The 17,765-nt window shown below is 68.9% G+C and carries 16 protein-coding genes and 1 pseudogene; 12 read left to right on the forward strand and 5 right to left on the reverse strand.

Going from position 1 to position 17,765, the window contains the following annotated elements; all coding sequences use genetic code 11:
• The first annotated feature begins 67 nt into the window (after positions 1-67).
• The gene (locus IEY87_RS42080; protein WP_225278183.1) at positions 68-1,369 is read left to right on the forward strand and encodes an MFS transporter; all 1,302 of its coding nucleotides are present in this window, start codon (positions 68-70) and stop codon (positions 1,367-1,369) included.
• On the opposite strand, the gene IEY87_RS42085 is transcribed toward IEY87_RS42080, so the two are convergent.
• Positions 1,370-1,822 (reverse strand): gamma-glutamylcyclotransferase family protein, encoded by a 453-nt coding sequence (locus IEY87_RS42085; RefSeq protein ID WP_189144492.1) that lies wholly within the window; start codon positions 1,820-1,822, stop codon positions 1,370-1,372.
• Positions 1,823-1,893: 71 nt separating this feature from the next.
• Between IEY87_RS42085 and IEY87_RS42090 the strand changes: the two genes are divergently transcribed.
• On the forward strand, positions 1,894-3,285 hold the full coding sequence (locus IEY87_RS42090; protein ID WP_189144493.1) for an NAD(P)H-quinone dehydrogenase: 1,392 nt from the start codon (positions 1,894-1,896) through the stop codon (positions 3,283-3,285).
• Between the two features lie 115 nt (positions 3,286-3,400).
• On the opposite strand, the gene IEY87_RS42095 is transcribed toward IEY87_RS42090, so the two are convergent.
• Positions 3,401-4,315 (reverse strand): LysR family transcriptional regulator, encoded by a 915-nt coding sequence (locus IEY87_RS42095; protein ID WP_189144494.1) that lies wholly within the window; start codon positions 4,313-4,315, stop codon positions 3,401-3,403.
• Positions 4,316-4,453: 138 nt separating this feature from the next.
• Here IEY87_RS42095 and IEY87_RS42100 point away from each other — a divergent pair, with 138 nt between their 5' ends.
• Positions 4,454-4,801, forward strand: a complete 348-nt coding sequence (locus IEY87_RS42100; RefSeq protein WP_189144495.1) for a DoxX family protein — start codon at positions 4,454-4,456, stop codon at positions 4,799-4,801.
• A gap of 101 nt (positions 4,802-4,902) precedes the next feature.
• On the opposite strand, the gene IEY87_RS42105 is transcribed toward IEY87_RS42100, so the two are convergent.
• From IEY87_RS42105 to IEY87_RS42115, 3 genes are all read right to left on the reverse strand, one after another.
• A complete protein-coding gene (locus tag IEY87_RS42105; RefSeq protein WP_225278196.1) occupies positions 4,903-5,544 on the reverse strand; it encodes a DNA alkylation repair protein in 642 nt (213 codons plus the stop codon).
• 210 nt (positions 5,545-5,754) lie between these two features.
• Entirely contained in the window at positions 5,755-6,093 is a 339-nt protein-coding gene (locus tag IEY87_RS42110) for an ATP-binding protein (protein WP_225278184.1), read from the reverse strand.
• An 85-nt stretch (positions 6,094-6,178) separates the two neighbouring features.
• Positions 6,179-6,466: a hypothetical protein gene (locus tag IEY87_RS42115; RefSeq protein WP_189144498.1), complete on the reverse strand. Its 288-nt coding sequence runs from the start codon at positions 6,464-6,466 to the stop codon at positions 6,179-6,181.
• Positions 6,467-6,813: 347 nt separating this feature from the next.
• Between IEY87_RS42115 and IEY87_RS47370 the strand changes: the two are divergent.
• The 9 genes and pseudogenes from IEY87_RS47370 to IEY87_RS42160 form a co-directional block, all read left to right on the forward strand.
• Positions 6,814-7,188 (forward strand): annotated as a pseudogene (locus IEY87_RS47370) (helix-turn-helix transcriptional regulator); the annotation flags it as partial.
• A 23-nt stretch (positions 7,189-7,211) separates the two neighbouring features.
• Complete coding sequence (locus tag IEY87_RS46895; RefSeq protein ID WP_268241374.1) at positions 7,212-7,586, forward strand: DUF5753 domain-containing protein; 375 nt, start codon at positions 7,212-7,214, stop codon at positions 7,584-7,586.
• 39 nt (positions 7,587-7,625) lie between these two features.
• Positions 7,626-7,832, forward strand: a complete 207-nt coding sequence (locus IEY87_RS42130; protein ID WP_189144501.1) for a DUF397 domain-containing protein — start codon at positions 7,626-7,628, stop codon at positions 7,830-7,832.
• A 400-nt stretch (positions 7,833-8,232) separates the two neighbouring features.
• A complete protein-coding gene (locus tag IEY87_RS42135) occupies positions 8,233-10,590 on the forward strand; it encodes a TIM-barrel domain-containing protein (protein WP_189144502.1) in 2,358 nt (785 codons plus the stop codon).
• Complete coding sequence (locus IEY87_RS42140) at positions 10,587-11,876, forward strand: ABC transporter substrate-binding protein (protein ID WP_189144503.1); 1,290 nt, start codon at positions 10,587-10,589, stop codon at positions 11,874-11,876. Before IEY87_RS42135 ends, IEY87_RS42140 begins: the two co-directional genes overlap by 4 nt.
• Entirely contained in the window at positions 11,877-12,740 is an 864-nt protein-coding gene (locus IEY87_RS42145) for a carbohydrate ABC transporter permease (protein ID WP_189144504.1), read from the forward strand.
• Positions 12,737-13,558 carry a carbohydrate ABC transporter permease gene (locus IEY87_RS42150; RefSeq protein ID WP_225278185.1) on the forward strand — a complete coding sequence of 274 codons (822 nt, stop codon included), beginning with the start codon at positions 12,737-12,739 and terminating at the stop codon, positions 13,556-13,558. The genes IEY87_RS42145 and IEY87_RS42150 overlap by 4 nt, the downstream gene beginning before the upstream one ends.
• Positions 13,559-13,575: 17 nt before the next feature.
• The gene (locus tag IEY87_RS42155) at positions 13,576-16,461 is read left to right on the forward strand and encodes a glycoside hydrolase family 3 protein (protein WP_189144505.1); all 2,886 of its coding nucleotides are present in this window, start codon (positions 13,576-13,578) and stop codon (positions 16,459-16,461) included.
• Positions 16,462-16,515: 54 nt separating this feature from the next.
• Entirely contained in the window at positions 16,516-17,721 is a 1,206-nt protein-coding gene (locus IEY87_RS42160; RefSeq protein WP_189144506.1) for an ROK family transcriptional regulator, read from the forward strand.
• Positions 17,722-17,765 lie beyond the last annotated feature (44 nt).

A 17,765-nucleotide genomic window follows, 5' to 3' on the forward strand; every position in this document is an offset into this window, starting at 1 on the left:
TTTGACTGTTTTGGTCGACCAATTGCACAGTAGGCCATTACCGCACTGTTGAGCAAAGGAGCCCTTCGTGGTGACCTCTCCCCCCGCCCCCTCCCCGATCGGTATCCCGAAAAGCCGCCTGCGCCAGCTCTTCGCGGCCAGCATCGGCAACGTCGTGGAGTGGTACGACTGGTACGCCTACAGCTTCCTGGCCGTCTACTTCTCCGGGCAGATCTTCGCGGAGACGGACAACCCGCTCGTCCCGGTGCTGAGCGCGTTCGCGATCTTCGCGGTCGGTTTCTTCATGCGCCCGCTGGGCGGGCTCCTGGTCGGCGCGTTCGCCGACCGTTTCGGCCGCAAGGCCGCGATGACGTTCACGATCATCTTGATGGGGTTCGGCTCGCTGCTGCTGGCGGTGACGCCGACCTATGAGGCGGCGGGCGTGCTCGCGCCGATCATCCTGACGCTGGCCCGGCTGATCCAGGGCCTGTCGGTCGGCGGCGAGTTCGCCGCCGCGACCACGTTCCTGGTGGAGTCCGCGCCCCCCGGCCGCCGGGGCCTGTTCTCCAGCTTCCAGTACGTCAGCACCACGATCGGCCAGTTGCTCGCCTCCGGCCTGGCCGCGCTGCTCGCCCTCTCGCTCAGCGAATCCGACATGAACTCCTACGGCTGGCGCATCGCCTTCGTCGTCGGCGCGGTGATCAGCCTGGTGGGCCTGTGGATCCGCAAGGGCGCCGAAGAGACCAGCACTCTCGCCGCCGACATCAAGGCGGGCCGGGCCGAGCGGCCGGGGCTGTTCGACTTCCTGCTCCACTACCCCACCAAGGCCGCGCTCATCGTCGGCATCACGCTCGCGGGCACGGTCGCGTACTACACCTGGACCACGTTCCTGCCGACCTATGCCCAGCAGAACGTGAACTTCGACAAGGCCGAGTCGCTCACCGTGAGCACCATCTCGCTGGTCTTCTTCATGGTGCTGCAGCCGCTGCTCGGCATGCTGTCGGACAAGGTCGGCCGCAGGCCCATGCTGATCACCTTCGGTCTCGGGTTCACGATCCTGCCGGTGCCGCTGCTGGGCATGCTGTCGAACTCGTTCTCCAGCCTGCTGATCATCCAGTGCGTCGGCATGGTCTTCCTCGGCTGCTTCACCTCGATCTCGGCCGCGGTCAACGCCGAGTTGTTCCCGACCCGGGTGCGGGCGGCCGGCGCCGGGTTCCCGTACTCGCTGACCGTGGCGATCTTCGGTGGCACGGCGCCGCTCATCGGCACGGCGCTGAAGGACGCGGACGCCTCCGGGCTGTTCCCGTGGTACATGTCCGCGCTGGCGCTGATCTCCACCCTGGTGTACGTCTTCGCGCTGAAGGAGACCAAGCACCTGCCGCTCAGCTGATCAGGAGCCCAGCGACTTGCACGGGCGTCCCCGCAGCTCCTTGACGTAGTCGTCGGGGGCGCCCGCCCGCTCGGCGGCGTCGGCCAGGATGCCCAGGTAGCGGGCCGAGGGCAGGCCGCCCTCATAGCCGTCCAGGACGTAGAACCAGGCCAGGACCTCGCCGTCGAGCGTCTGCACGCGCAGCCGGACCTTGTGATAGAGACCGCGTGAGGCGCCCTCCCACTGGTCGAGCGAGGTCTCGTCGTTCTCGGGCACGTCATACAGGACGACGAAGACGTGATCGTCGGGGTCCTCGACGATGGTGGCGATCGCGCCTTCCCAGCCGAAGATCTCCCCGCCGAAGGTCAGACGCCAGCCAGGCAGCCATCCCACGTCGCGCACCGGCGAGTGCGGGGCGCGCATGGCCATCTGCTCCGGGTCCATGTTGCTGCCGTAGGCGGCGTAGACAGGCACAGCAGCCAAGACTAGCGCGCGAGGGCCGCCCCGATCGTCAGCAGCACAGCCGATGCAGGAGAATGGGATACGTGACGAGGATTGTGATCATTGGTGGCGGACCAGGCGGCTACGAGTCGGCGCTCGTAGCGGCACAGCTAGGCGCGCAGGTCACGATGGTCGAGCAGGACGGCCCAGGCGGGGCCTGCGTGCTGACCGACTGCGTGCCGTCCAAGACCCTGATCGCGACCTCCGTCCGCAAGCAGGCGCTGCTCGACGCGCCCACGCTGGGCGTCGCCTTCACCGGCGGACTCGATGGTGACGTCGGCGTGGCGCGGGTCGATCTGCCGCTGGTCAACAAGCGGGTCAAGGAGCTGGCGCAGGCGCAGTCGGCCGACATCGCCACCCGGGTCCAGGCCGAGGGCGTAGAGATCGTCAAGGCGCGCGGCCGGCTGGTCGACCCGCAGGTCGTCCGGGCCGGCGACCGTACGATCCGGGCCGACGTGGTGCTCGTGGCCACCGGCGCGACCCCGCGCGTCCTGCCCGGCGCGGAGCCCGACGGCGAGCGGATCCTCAGCTGGCGCCAGCTTTACGATCTGGACGAGCTGCCCGAGCATCTGATCGTGGTCGGATCGGGCGTGACGGGCGCGGAGTTCGCCGGCGCCTACCGCTCGCTCGGCGCCGAGGTCACGCTCGTCTCCAGCCGCGACCGGATGATGCCCAACGAGGACGCCGACGGCGCCGAGGTGCTCGAAGAGGTCTACCGCCGGCGCGGCATGAACGTCATGGGCCGCTCGCGCGCCGCCTCCGTCAAGCGCACCGCCGACGGCGTCGTGGTGACGCTGGAGGACGGCCGCACGGCCGAGGGCTCGCACGCGCTGATGACCGTCGGCATGGTGCCCAACACCGGCGGCATCGGCCTGGAGGAGGCCGGGGTGCAGCTCGACCGCAACGGGTTCATCAAGGTCGACAAGGTCTCGCGCACCTCCGCCCCCGGGGTCTACGCCGCCGGCGACTGCACCGGGGTGCTCATGCTCGCCTCGGTCGCCGCCATGCAGGGCCGCATCGCCGTCTGGCACGCGCTCGGCGAGGCCGTCCAGCCGCTGCGGCTGGCGACCGTGGCCTCCAACATCTTCACCGACCCGGAGATCGCCGCCGTCGGCGTCGCCCAGCGGGCGATCGAGGCGGGCGAGATCGAGGCCAACGTCGTCAAGCTGCCGCTCGCCACCAACGCGCGGGCCAAGATGTCGGGCTTCAACGACGGGTTCGTCAAGCTCTTCTGCCGGCCGCACACCGGGATCGTGCTGGGGGGCGTGGTGGTGGCGCCGCGCGCGTCGGAGCTGATCCTGGCCGTGTCGGTGGCGGTGCAGCAGCGCCTGACGGTGGGGCAGCTCGCTCACACCTTCGCCGTCTATCCTTCGCTGTCCGGGTCGATCACCGAGGCGGCCCGCCGGCTCATGCAGCCCGAGGCTTCGGGGCTCTGAGATCTGAGGCTGTGCCGCGCTGGGCTTGTGGGTTTTGATGTCGCTTGGGCCCGAAGGCAAGGGCCTCGCTGCCCGCCTGCTCATAAGCCGCCGAGATCGGGCCTGTCGCGGCTGATCAGGCGGTGGCCTCGTCGGGTCGGGCCGGTCGGTTCTCCAGACAGCAGCGTATGAAGTCCTGGACGACGGGGTCGGTGTCGTCGGCGGGAGTCCACGCGATGCCGACCTGGCTGGGGCTGACGCCGCTGACGGGCCGGTAGGTGACGCCGGGGCGGGCGTAGAAGCGGGCGGCGGATCGTGGGGCGAGGGCGATGCCGTAACCGTTGGCGATGGCGGTGAGCCAGTCGTCGGGGTGGTCGGTGACCGCGCCGATGCGGACCGGGTGGCCGTCACGTTCGTCGGTGGCCAGCCAGTAGTCCCGCCACCGGCCCGTTTCGGGCGGGGCCGCCACGAACGGCTCATCCCACAGGTCGCGGAACGGGATCCGCTCGCGCGCGGCGAACGGGTGGGCGGTGGGGAGCGCGACCCAGCGGGGCTCGGTGAGCAGCACCTTCACTCGCAGGGTGTCCTGGCCGGGGAAGGGCAGTCGCAGCAGGGCGGCGTCGACGTCTCCGTGGGCGAGTCCGGCCGTTGGGTTCGACCATGACGCGTGCCGCATCTCAGCCCGCCATCCCGGCCGGCGACGGGCGAACGCCGCGATGATGTGCTGGGTGGTCTCGTTGGCGGCGCTGGCCACGAAGCCGACCCGCAGCACCTGCGCTGCCCGGCTGGCCGTGCTCTTGGTTTCCCGCAGCGCCCGGTCCCAGTCGGCCAGCAGGGCGGGCGCCCCCTCCATCAGGGTTCGGCCTGGTTCGGTGAGGGCCATGCCGGCCCGGGATCGGGTGAAGAGCCGCACTCCGAGCAGGGCCTCGAGTTGCTTGATCTGTTTGGTCAGCGCCGGCTGGGACACGAACAGTCGTTCGGCGGCGCGGGTGAGGCTTCCCTCCTCCGATACGGCGATGAAGTAGCGCAACAGCCGGGTGTCGACATCCATGCCGCCAGGTTATAGATGCAGATATTGGACTCCGAGGAAGGGGCTCGGCAAGGCTTGATCCAGCAAGCGAGCCGCGGTTCGCCGATGCTCACGCTCGACGAGGAGACAGCATGCCTGCTCCGCTGAAGGGGGATGTGAATGTTCAGCGCCTATGTGATCGTCACCGTCCTCACGATCGCGGCCAACGCCTGGGCCGCCGGCGCCGACTTCGCGAAGGCCAAGTTCGTCCTCGGCAACGCGGCTGAACTGGATCTCCCGCCGTCCTGGCTCCCCTTGCTCGGAGCGCTCAAAGCCGCCGGAGCCGCTGGGCTCCTGCTCGGGATCTTCGGTGATCGGTTCATCGGCATCGCCGCCGCGTTCGGGCTCGTCCTGTTCTTCATCGGAGCCATCGCCGCGCACGTACGCGCCCGCGCGTTCTCCAAGATCATGTTTCCCGGCACCTTCTTGGGGCTTGCCATCGCCTCTCTCGTCCTGGCCATCGCGTGATGAACATCGCGTGATGAACATCGCGTGATGGCATCGGCGTGGACTGGCGGCTCGTCCACTCCGAGCTGATCGACAACCTGCCAGGCATGCGGATTCACCGTCTAATCGCCTTGCCGGCGCACTATCTCGGTGATCCAGACCGGGGCGAACGGGGACGTACAGCCTGGAGAAGTGGGATAGTCCTTGAGCACCTCCAGGCGCTCACCGATGTCGATGGCCCGGGTGCGGTGCTCGGCGTGGTCGATGCCGATCTGGGCCAGGCAGTGGTTCATCGCCCACTGCAGGCGATCCGGGGCGTCCTTCATCTCCGCCTCGATGACGTCGAGCAGCCCGGTGAGATCGAGGATCTCGGGCTTCTTCGTCACGCGTTCGGTGGTCAGCGCCCAGCCGGCGCTCGCGACCACGGGATCCGGATCGGCGGACCAGGCCAGGCGGAGCTCTTCGGCGTGCGGGTTCTTCTTCACCACGTAGTTCACGAGCCAGTCGTGCACCTTGGGTGCGCGCGCCTCGCGCAGCATGACGTCCAGTTCGTCCCGCCCGAACGCCTTCGGCCGGCAGATCAGGAGGGCCAGCAGTCTCGCCGCGGTGTCATCGGTCTCCCAGAGCCGGTACGCGAGCTCCTGCTGCGTCTTCAGCCGCTTCGCGAGCGCGCGCAGCTTGCCGAGGTTCACACCGTGATCGTCGCCGTGCCTCTCGTTCACCTCGCGGATCTTCGGGTCCGCGAGGTCGGCCAGCTCGGCCATCACCTCGGCGACCGTCGTCCCGGCCTGCGTCGTCCCTGCCACCTCAGCCTCCTGTCCGTCTGGTACGCGACTCAGCGTACGACGGACGCCGGCCTCCTGGCGGACACGCCGGCTCGGCAGTAGTCACCGACACGAATCCCCACGCCTTTTCACTCCTGGACGGCGGCCGCGCATACCCGTACATCAGCGCGGGACCACCGCGGCAGTCCTTCACACGCGCCCGGCCACCCGGAACCAGACCGATCCGCCGGTCGTGTCCGGATGCGCGCCCCATGCGGTAGCGAGCAGGTCCACCAGCCAGAGGCCGCGTCCGCCGTCGTCGTCGGCACTCGGCACGCGCACCGCTGGCGAGCTGGTGGTCGATCCACCGTCGCACACCTCCACGCGGACGCCTCCGGCCTCGCAGGCCATCCGCACTGTCACCCGACCGTCCTTCGCGCGTCCCGAGTCCGAATGCGCGACCGCATTGGTGACCACTCGCTGAGCAGCAGCACCACATCGTCGAGGACAGGAGCGGCTATTCGCTCTCCCAGCAGGCCGCGTGCCCACTCCCGGGCCTCGGTTACGGACCTCTCCGCTCCGGGGAACTCCCGCAGCCAGGTGCCGGTACGACCACGGATCGGCTCACAGGCCTTCATGGGGACACCTCCGCCAGAATGATGTCTGCGGCGTTGTCGGCGTGGGCGACCACCCATCTGTCCCGCCGCCACAACGTCGCCCACCACGGCCGCCAGGTGAAGACCCAGCCGCAACGGCGCCGGATGACTGTGATCCGGATCGGGCCGCCGGCCGCCCGCTTGATCTCCAGGATCGGCTGCCCGCCCGACGGAAGGACCAGTGAGGCGCAGACGCCCAGACCTCGCAGATCCCAGCCCAGTCGAACCAGGTGAACGACCCTCTCGTACTGCTCGCCCGCTGTCATTGATCGCCTCCATCGTGGAGACCCCGGCCTCCCGGCCGCAGTCCTCGACGTTCCCGCCCTCCGGGGATTTCTCCGCGACCGCGACCAAAGGCGGAGGAGGATGCCGCCACGCCTTCTGCGGTCGTTTTTCGAGCCGCTGAGAAAGTGGAACCATGCCTTTCTCGGCGATTCACGAAACGGAAGGTTCGCGCCTTGACTGCCTTTCCATTATTAGGTCGGCGAGTGGTTCAACAGTCCGAAACAGCAGGGGTCATGACACTCCCTGGCCTGTCCTGGCCTGTCCTGGCCTGGATGCGGCATGACGAATCGAATATCGAGCTAATTTGTCTAATTCGGGAGGAAATTCAATGGACGTTGTGCCGTCTCTCGACCCCAGATCCCCGAGGGTGCGCTTCGGCGCCGAGCTACGCCGCCTGCGGGAGGCGGCGCAGCTCTCGCAGGCCGCGGTGGCGGCACGCCTCGGCTGCACCCAGACCCAGGTGAGCCGCCTGGAAAAGGCGACCCGGACCCCGTCGAAGTCCGATGCCGAACGGCTGGACCGGCTCTTCGGCCCGTCCGATGGCGTCTCCTTCACTCGGCTCTTCCAGCGCACTGTCACCCAGCCCGGCGGCCCGCTCTGGTTCCGCGGCTGGGTCGAGGAGATCGAGCCCACCGCCCGCATCCTCCGCTCCTGGGACCCCCTCCTGATCCCTGGCCTCCTTCAGACAGAGGTATACGCCCGGCACCTCTTCAGCAGGCCCCGCAGATCACCTCTGCCGAGGTGGAGGAGCGCGTCCAGGCCCGCATGCATCGCAAGAGGATCCTCGACCGAGATAACCCTCCGCTCGTTCTCGTGCTCATCGACGCGGGCGTGCTGCGCCGCAAGGTCGGCGGAGTCGAACTGATGCGCGACCAACTCCACTACTTGCTGGAGGTCGTTCAGGTGCCGACCGTTTCCCTCCAGGTAGTCAGCCAGGACTGCCTCACCGGTCTAATGGGTGCCTTTACTATCGCCGAGCTTCCGGGCGGGCAGCCGGATGCCATTCATGCGGAATCCTCCGCGGAGGGACAAGTCACCACAGATCTCGATACCGTGACTGCGATGTGGAACCGCTACGAGGCGATCCGGCTCTTACCTTGAGCACGTATCCCTCCAAATGATCGAGAAAGCGAGACTCGAATGGACCTGAGCGCTGCCGTATGGCGCAAGTCATCCCATTCGGGAGACAGCGGTGGTCAGTGCGTCGAAGTTGCTACCAATCTGCCCGGGGTGGTCGCCGTACGCGACAGTAAGGACCCGAACGGCGCCAAGCTGGCCTTCACCCTCGCCGAATGGAAGGCGTTCCTCGGCGGCGTCAGGGCCGGTGAGTTCGACTCCTTGGCGTGACCACCGCACTTCTGTTCTCCCCGCGCCGTTCTCGCCAACCAGGGCAATCACGGCACCGGCCGGCCGGCGGGTCTCCGCAGCCGACCTTGATCGGCGGCGCTAGCACGCCTTTTCCTCTCTTCCTGCCCGAAGCATCTGACCCAGCGGCGCTCGCCTTCCGCTCGGGGGTGCAGGGGGCCGGCGGCCCCCTGCCAGGGGGTGCGGGGGGGCTTGGCCCCCCGCTGGGGGAGCCCGAGCTGCCTTCGCGCGTAGCGGGTTTCCGGCGAGGACCTTGCCTTTGAGCGGCGTACGGTCAGCGTCTTGGAGCGGCGAACCGGTCAGTGCAGCTGAAGCGTTGACGTTTGTTGGTATGGACGCCAAACTAATTCTCAAGTTTGCGCCGTCCCGCTAAGGAGCGTCCATGCCCTATCGCCCCCCGCTGGTGGCGCACGAGTACTTCGTCGCCGATCCGCCTGAGCTGCCGGTTCGTGCGCATGGTGAGGGTGGGTTGTCCGCGCTGACCGCCGCCGAGCTGGTGGCCGTCGACGCGGCCGGAGTCATGCTCAAGGCCGTGACCACGGCGGAGGAGACCCTGGTCGTGCAGATCGGGGTGGCCGGTGAGGGGGTGATCCGGGTCCGGCTGAGCGAGAACGCGGACGCCAGGCCCCGGTCGGAGCGGGCGATCCGGCTGGTGACCCCTGGCACGTACCGGGGGGCGCGGGCCGAGGTGGTGCCCGGGGAGCCGATCGTGGTCGACGCGGGCTCCCTGCGGGCCGAGATCCAACTCGCGCCGTGGCAGCTGCGCTTCACCGACGCCTCCGGTGCCACGCTGGTCGAGCAGGATCGCGGGCACACCGACATCAGCGGGCGCCTGCGTACGCTGCCGTTCGGCAGGTCGGTGGCCGGTGGCGCGGCGGTGGCCTTCCACGAGAGCTTCGCCGCCGCCCCCGATGAGGCGTTCACCGGTTTCGGTGAGTCGTTCACGCCGCTGGACAAGCGGGGGCAGCGGCCGATCATGTGGAACTTCGACGCGTTCGGCGCCGAGTCGCAGCGCGCGTACAAGAACGTGCCCTTCTACCTGTCGAGCAAGGGCTACGGGATCTTGGTCGACAGCGGGGCGCCGACCGAGTTCGACGTGTGCCAGTCGACGCACAGTGTCGTGCAGATCGTGGTGCCCGACGACGTGCTGGACTACTACGTGATCGCCGGACCGACGCCGCCGGAGGTGCTGGACCGGTTCGACGGGCTGACCTGCCGGCCTGAGCTGCCGCCGAAGTGGGCGTTCGGCACCTGGATCTCCTCCGGGTTCTGCGTGGACAGCCAGGAGCGGGTGTTGGCCAGGGCACGCACGATCAGGGAGCGCGGCATCCCGTGTGACGTGCTGCATCTGGACACCTACTGGCAGAGCAAGGACCACTGGTCGGACCTGCGGTGGGATCCGGTCAACTTTCCCGAGCCCGAGGCGATGCTCGACGAGCTCGACGGGATGGGGTTCAAGGTCTGCCTCTGGATGAACCCGTACATCTCCCACCTGAGCCCGGTGTTCACCGAGGCCGCCGACGCCGGATATTTCCTGAAAAATCGGGATGGTGGGGTGTACGTGGCCGACACCTGGCACAGCTCCCACCCGCGCTGCGGCATCGTCGACTTCACCAACCCGGACGCCGCCCGCTGGTACCAGGGCCTGCTCCGGACCCTCCTCCAGCAGGGGGTGCAGGCCTTCAAGACCGACTTCGCCGAGGGAGTGCCGCACGACGCGGTCGCCTTCGACGGTATGACCGGCACGGACCTGCACAACGTCTACACCCTGCTCTTCAACGACGCCGTCGCCGCCGTCACCCGCGAGGTGCACGGCCACAGTCTGGTCTGGGCGCGCTCGTCCTTCCTGGGCGGTCAGCGGCACAGCGCCCAATGGGGCGGCGACACCTTCACCAGCTACGCGGCCATGGGCAGCACCATCCGGGGCGGGCTGGCGCACGGCCTGTCCGGCGTGCCGTTCTGGAGCCACGACGCCGGGGGGTTCACCGGCAGGCCCACCGACGACCTGTTCGTCCGCTGGACCCAGTTCGGCGCGCTGTCGCCGCTGCTGCGCCTGCACGGCACCACCAGCCGGGAGCCGTGGGAGTTCCCGGCCGTCGAAGAGCAGGTGGTGGCGGCGCTGAAGCTGCGATACCGGCTGATGCCGTACATCTACTCGGCGGCCGTCGAGGCCGCCAGGACCGGCGCGCCGATGATGCGCGCGCTCTGCGTGGACCACCCGCAGGACCCGGTCGCCTGGCAGGCCGACCTGGAGTATCTGCTCGGCCGTGACCTGCTGGTGGCGCCGATGATCTCGCCCGAGGGCACCCGGGCGGTCTACCTGCCGGCGGGGGAGTGGGTGGACTACTGGACGGGCGAGGTGCACAGCGGCTCCCGGTACATCACCGTCAGCAAACCGCTGGAGCAGATCCCGCTGTTCGTCCGGTACGGCGCGCTCATCCCGGTCACCGAGTCCGCTGACACCGAGTCCGCTGGCACCGAGTCCGCTGGCACCGAGCCCGATGACACTGGGCCCGGCGACACCGTGAGCACGCCGGACCGGATCACGCTGGTCGCCTTCGGGGGCGGCGACCGGCGGATGCGGATCCACGACACCGACGGCGAGACCGTCGTCGTGGCCACCCGGGACGGTGACACGCTCCGCGTGGCCGTCACCGGGCGGAAACGGGTCGCCGCCGTCGAGTTCGCCCCGGTGGCGGGTGCTCCCGGCCGGGCCGTCATCATTCAGGAGGAATCATGATCAGGAAAATGGCGGCACTGGCGGCCGTGCTGCTCGCCCTGACGGCCTGCGGCTCCGGCGCGGAGGCCCCCAAGAGCGGCGAGGCCCGGGTGCTCAAACTCTGGCACTACGAGGGCGCCGACAGCGCCATGGGCAAGGCGTGGGCCGAGGCGATCAAGAAGTTCGAGGCCGCGCATCCCGGCGTGCGGGTCGAGTTCGAGGCGAAGGGCTTCGAGCAGATCCAGAAGACGGCGAGCATGGTGCTCAACTCCGACGAGGCCCCCGACCTCATGGAGTACAACAAGGGCAACGCCACCGCTGGCCTGCTGTCCAAGCAGGGCCTGATCGCCGACCTCAGCGCGGAGGTGACCAAGCGCGGCTGGGACAAGCTGCTGCCGGGCGGCCTGGCGACCACCGCGAAGTACGACGACCGCGGCGTCATGGGATCCGGCAAGTGGTACGGCCTGCCCAACTACGGCGAGTTCGTGATGGTCTACTACAACAAGGACCTGTTCAAGAAGCACAAGGTCGAGGTGCCCACCACCTTCGAGGAGTTCACGGCCGCGCTGGACACCTTCGTCAAGGCCGGGGTGACGCCGATCGCCTCCGCCGGGGCCGAGTACCCGGCCCAGCAGATCGTCTATCAGCTCGCGCTGTCCAAGGTGCAGCGGCCGTGGGTGGACGCCTACCAGATCTACAACGGCAAGGTCGACTTCCACGGCCCCGAGTTCACCTACGGCACGCGGACCTTCGCCGACTGGGTGAGCAAGGGCTACCTCGACAAGAAGTCCTCCGGGCTCAAGGCCGAGGACATGGGCGTGGCGTTCATGAAGGGCGAGTTCCCCGTCATGATCAGCGGAAGCTGGTGGTACGGCAGGGTCGTCGAGGAGGCCACCTCGTTCGAGTGGGGACACTTCCTGTTCCCCGGCACCACCATGGCCCCCGGCTCCAGCGGCAACCTCTGGGTCGTCCCGGAGAAGTCCGAGAACAAGGACCTGGCCTACGACTTCATCGACCTCACGATGACCAAGGACATCCAGAACCTGCTCGGCAACTCCGGCGGCGTGCCGGTCGCGGCCGACCCGGCGGCGATCACGGACGCCAAGAGCAAGGAGCTCATCGAGACCTTCAACAAGCTGACGGCCCAGGACGGGCTGGCGTTCTACCCCGACTGGCCCGCCCCCGGCTACTACGACGTGCTGGTCGCGGGCACGCAGAACCTCATCAACGGCAGCAAGACGCCCGACCAGGTGCTGGACGAGATCGCCAAGCCGTACGAGGACAACCTCGCGGACCTCGGCAACTAGATGAACAACCGCACCAAGGGCTACTGGCCCTATCTGGTGCCCAGCCTGATCCTGTTCCTGGGCGTCATCGTGGTGCCGTTCCTGATGAACCTGGGCGTGAGCTTCACCCGCTGGTCGGGGGTGGGCACGCCCAGGTGGATCGGCCTGGACAACTACACCCGGCTGCTGGCGGACGAGCGCTTCTGGCTGTCGTTCCAGAACAACGTGGCGCTCATCGTGGCCATGGCGATCGTGCCGGCGGCGTTCGGTCTGCTGCTGGCGGCCGCTCTGTTCGACTTCATCGGCAAGCGGTTCGGCCCGCGCACGGCCAGTGCGCTGCGCGCCATGTACTACCTGCCGCAGGTGCTGCCGGTGGCGGTGGCGGGCGTCGTGTGGGGCTGGCTGCTGCATCCCTCGTACGGCGCGATCAACCGGGCGCTGGGCCTGGACCTCGACTGGCTCGGCGACCCGGATCTGGCGCTGGCCACGGTGATGGCGGTGATGGTCTGGTTCCAGCTCGGCTATCCGGTGGTGATCTTCATGGCAGGGCTGCAGCGGGTGGATCCGGCCTTCTACGAGGCGGCCGAGCTCGACGGGGCCTCCTGGTGGCGCCGGGTCTGGCACATCACCATCCCGCAGATCCGGCCGGAGATCTTCGTGGTGCTGCTGACCTGCACGATCGCCGCGCTGAAGGTGTTCGGCCCGATCTTCGTGCTGACCCGCGGCGGGCCAGGAAACGCCACGATGGTGCCGTCGTACTTCTCCTATCTGAACTTCTTCCAGAAGAGCAACGTGGGGTACGGCTCCGCCATCGCCACCGTGCTGGCCGTGATCATCATCGTGGTCACCTTCCTGTTCCTGCGCCTGCAGGAGCGTGAGCGGTGAGGGGGCCCGGACGCTGGGCCGTGCTGGCGGCGCTGACCGTGCTGGCGGTCGTGATGATGTTCCCGTTCGTCATCGTGGCGATCAACGCCGTGAAGTCGCCCGCCGAGTACAGCTCGGCGGGTCCGCTGAGCCTGCCCGACGGGCTCTACGTGCAGGGCATCATCGACTTCTGGCAGCGGGTCGACTTCGGCCAGAAGCTCTGGAACAGCCTGCTGATCAGCGGCTCGGTCGCGGTGCTGGCCGTGGTGCTGTCGGTGCTCAACGCCTACGCCCTCGGCATCGGCCGGGTGCGGGGCAGGCTGTCGATCCTGGTGTTGTTCCTGGTGGCCAACACGCTGCCGCAGGAGGCGCTGGCCTACCCGCTCTACTACCTGGCCAAGGAGTTCGGGCTGTACGACACCAAGCTGTCGATGATCATCATCTTCACGGTGATCCAGGCGGCGTTCGGGACCTACCTGCTCAGCGCCGTGCTGGGCCAGTTCCCGAAGGAGATCCTGGAGGCCGCGGCGATCGACGGGGCCGGGCGGTTCCGCTCGCTGATCCGGGTCGTGGTGCCGATCAGCAGGCCGACGCTGAGCGTCCTGCTGATCTTCTTCTTCATCTGGACCTGGAACGAGTTCTTCCTGCCGTTGATCTTCCTGATCTCCAACGACAACCAGACCGTGCCGGTCGCCCTGGGCATCCTGCAAGGGGAGAGGTACATGGACGCCACCATGTCCAGCGCCTCGGCCCTGCTGGGGATCGTGCCGGCGGTCGCCTTCTTCCTGATCTTCCAGCGCACGCTCACCCGTGGCATCACGGTCGGAGCCGTGAAGTGATCCCGAGGAGACCCCCCATGCGCCGACATTTCCCGTTACTTCTGGTGCTCACCCTGGCGGGCTCGATGGTCGCCGCCCCCGCCAGGGCCGCCGACGACCTGCCGTTCCGCGACCCGGCCCTGCCGCTGGAGCAGCGGGTGAACGACCTGCTGGGCCGGCTCACGCTGCCGGAGAAGCTGGGGCTGCTGCACCAGTCGCAGGACGCCATCCCCCGGCTCGGCATCCCGTACCACAAGAACGGCACCGAGGCCCTGCACGGCGTCGCCTGGTCCAACGACCTCGACGACAACTGGAACCAGAAGCTCGCCACGGCGACCGTCTTCCCGCAGGCTCTCGGCCTGGCCAGCACCTGGGACCCCGAGCTGATCAAGCGGGTCGGCGCGGCCGTCGGTGACGAGACGCGCGGCCACAACGCCCTCGACCCCGTCCTGTGGGGCCTGCAGGTCTGGGCGCCCGTGGTCGACCCGCTGCGCGACCCGCGAGCGGGCCGCAACGAGGAGGGCTACGCCGAGGACCCGCTGCTGACCGGCGCCATCGCCACGGCGTACGGCAAGGGGCTGCAGGGCGACGACCCGTTCTACCTGAAGACGGCCCCCGTCCTGAAGCACTACCTGGCCTACAACAACGAGGTCGACCGCAGCCTGACCTCGGCCAACCTGACGCCGAAGCTCAAGCACGAGTACTACCAGCAGGCGTTCAAATCGGCCATCTCGGCGAACGCGGCGACCGGCGTGATGGCCTCCTACAACCTGGTCAACGGCCGCCCCAACCACGTCAACCCCGACCTGAACGAGGTCGTCAGGTCGTGGACGGACAGGACGCTCTACAACGTCAGCGACGCCTGGGGCCCGCACGCGCTCACCGACCTGGAGAAATACTTCGACGACAAGCCCGAGGCGTTCGCCGCCGTGCTCAAGTCCGGCCAGGACAGCTTCACCATCGACGGCAGCGACCACGGCCCGCTGGTCGCGAACCTCACCGCCGCCCTGGACCGCGGCCTGCTCACCGAGGCCGACGTGGACAAGGGCGTCGGCCACGCGCTGTCCATCCGCTTCCGCCTGGGTCACTTCGACCCCGACGGCGGGCCGTACAAGAAGATCACCGCCGACGTGATCAACAGCCCCGTGCACCAGCGGCTCAACCGCGAGACGGCGGGCAAGGCGGCGGTGCTGCTGAAGAACTCCGGCGTGCTCCCGCTGAGGTCGCCGAAGTCCGCGGCCGTGCTGGGCCCGCTGTCGGACAAGCTCTACAGCGACTGGTACGGCGGCGTCATGCCGTACCAGATCACCCCGCTCGCCGGCGTCAAGGAGCGCGTGCCCGGCGTCACCACCGGCGAGGGGCTGGAGCGCGTCGCGCTCAAGCACATCGAGTCCGGCAAGTACGTCACCGCCACCGGCACCGGCCCGGACGACAACGCCGCCCTCACCGACACCACCCCCACGGCTGCCTCGCAGTGGGACCTGACCGACTGGGTCAGCGGCATCTCCACGCTGCGCAACGCCGGCAACGGCAAACTGCTCGGCGGCGACTGGCGCTCCCTGGACACCGACGACGCCGACCCCAACGGCTGGTACGTCCAGCAGCAGTTCGCTCTGGAACGCCAGTCCGACGGCTCCCACCTCATCCGTTACGCCGGCTTCGAGAACGTGGAGAGCTGGTACGGCCTGCCCGACCCGTACGTCACCGTGACCGCCGACGGCACGCTCGGCCTGGCCCCGAAGGCGCAGGCGGCCCGCTTCGCCAAGGAGGTCGTCTTCGACGGCATCGCCGCGGCGGCCGAGCGGGCCCGCAAGGCGGAGATCGCGGTCGTGGTGGTGGGCAGCCACCCGTGGGTCGCAGGCCGGGAGTTCCAAGACCGTCCTGACCTGCGGCTCGGCGACGGGCAGCGGCGGCTGATCGAGGCCGTGCGCAAGGCCAACCCGAAGACCGTCGTGGTGCTGGAGACCAGCTATCCCGTCATCGTGGACGCCCCGACGCTGCTGTGGACCACGCACGCGGGCGCCGAGACCGGACACGCCCTCGCCGACGTGCTCTTCGGCGACGTCAACCCGGCCGGGCGGCTCACCCAGACGTGGTACGCCGCCGACGACAGACTGCCCAGCATCCTGGACTACGACCTGGCCAAAACCGGGATGACGTACCTGTACCACCAGGGGCGTGAGCTCTTCCCGTTCGGCCACGGCCTCAGCTACACCACCTTCGGCTACCAGGGCCTGCGGGTGCGCGGCGAGCAGGTCAGCGTCAAGGTCACCAACACCGGAGGGGCCAGGGGCGAGGAGGTCGTCCAGCTCTACACCCACCAGCGTCGCTCCCGCTTCCAGCAGCCGGTCCAGCAGCTGCGCGGCTTCCAGCGGGTCACGCTGGACCCCGGCGCGAGCACGACCGTGACGTTCCCGCTCAAGCGGTCCGACCTGGCCGTGTGGGACCACACCAGGGAGACCTGGGCGGTCGAGCCGGCCACCCACGACATCCTGGTGGGCTCCTCCTCCGACCGGATCCGGCAGCGCGCCACGCTGCGGGTCGACGGGGAGAAGATCCCGCCCAGGGACCTCACCAAGACCACCAGGGCGATGAACTTCGACGCCTACTCGGGCGTGACCTTCGCCGACGAGACCAAGGTCAGCGGCGACGTGGTGGCCGGATCCGACGGCGACTGGATCTCCTTCACCGACACCGTCCACGGCGCCCGCCTGACCGCCGGGGTGGCCTCGGTCACGGGCGGCGCCCTCGAACTGCGCCGCGGCTCCCCCAAGGGCGCCCTCCTCGGCACCGCCCAGGCCCCGGCCACAGGCGGCGTCTACGACTGGACCACCACCACCGCGACGATCAAGCCGGGAAAGGGGGACCTGTACGTGGTCTTCAAGGGTGACATCCGCCTCAAAGATCTCACCCTGACCGGCTGACCAGCTCGGAATACGGCATGCTGGGGTCACTTCTCGGTGGGAACGGGGCGAATCTTGATCACATCCACGACCGGCCCTCAGCCGGCCGACTTCGCGGACGTCCGGGCCACCAACCTGGCGGTCGTGCTGAGGTTCGTGCGGGAGCACGCGCCGTGTTCCCGAGCGGACATCGCCTCCTCGACCGGGCTGAACAAGGCGACGGTCTCCAGCCTGATCGCCGACCTCATCGACCGCCGGATGGTGCGTGAGACGGGCCTGACGGAGAACCGGGTGGGCCGCCCGGCCACCATGCTGGTCCTCGACGGCTCCTCCTACGTCGCGATCGGCGTCGAGATCAACGTCGACTACGTCTGCGCCGTCGCCACCGACCTGGCCGGGGAGCGGCTGCTGACCTGGCGTCGCTCCTTCAGCGCCGGCGTGCCGGTCAACCAGGGCGTGGCCGCCGTGGCCGCGATCATCCGGCGGGTGGTCAACCGCATGATCAAACAGGACCGGCAGGTCCTCGGCCTCACCGTCGCCCTGCCCGCCCTGGTGGACGTGGCGGGCACCGTGCGCATCGCGCCCAACCTCGGCTGGCACGACGCCGACCTCGCCGGCGACCTGGCCAAGGCGCTGCGCGACCCCGGCTTCACCATCCAGGTCGACAACGACGCCAACCTCGGAGCGCTGGCCGAGCAGCGCTTCGGCGCCCACTCCGGGGCCGGCGACCTGGTCTATCTCACCGGCGAGATGGGTGTCGGCGCGGGCGTCATCCTCGACGGGCGGCTGCGCAGGGGCGGCCTCGGCTACAGCGGCGAGATCGGCCACGTCCAACTCGACGCGGACGGCCCCGAGTGCCGGTGCGGCAGGCGCGGCTGTCTGGAGGCGATGGCCGGCATCGGCGCCGTGCTGCGCCGCAGGGACCCCTCACCGGCCGAGATCGAGGTGGAGATCGAGGAGGTGGTGCGCTCCGCCCGCGCGGGGGACGAGGCCACCCTGGCCACCCTCGCCGCCGTCGGCACGCACCTGGGCAGGGGCGTGTCCGTCATCGCCAACCTGCTCAACCCCGAGGTGGTGATCCTCGGCGGCTACTACGTCCCGCTCGCCCCGTGGCTGCTGCCCCCGGTGCGGGCGGAGGTGGCCGATCGGGCCATCGCGCCGGAGTCCGGCGGGTGCGAGGTCGTCGCCTCGACCCTCGGGTACGACGCGCCCGCGCTCGGTGGCGCGGCCATGGTGCTCGACTCCGTCGATTCGGGCAGATTGCCCGGCGGAACCTCTTGACCCAGGTTCGCCGCGGCGTGCACCCTTCTTGAAACCTATCGAAA

This window comes from Nonomuraea glycinis, from assembly GCF_014646515.1.
GTDB classification, from domain to species: domain Bacteria; phylum Actinomycetota; class Actinomycetes; order Streptosporangiales; family Streptosporangiaceae; genus Nonomuraea; species Nonomuraea glycinis.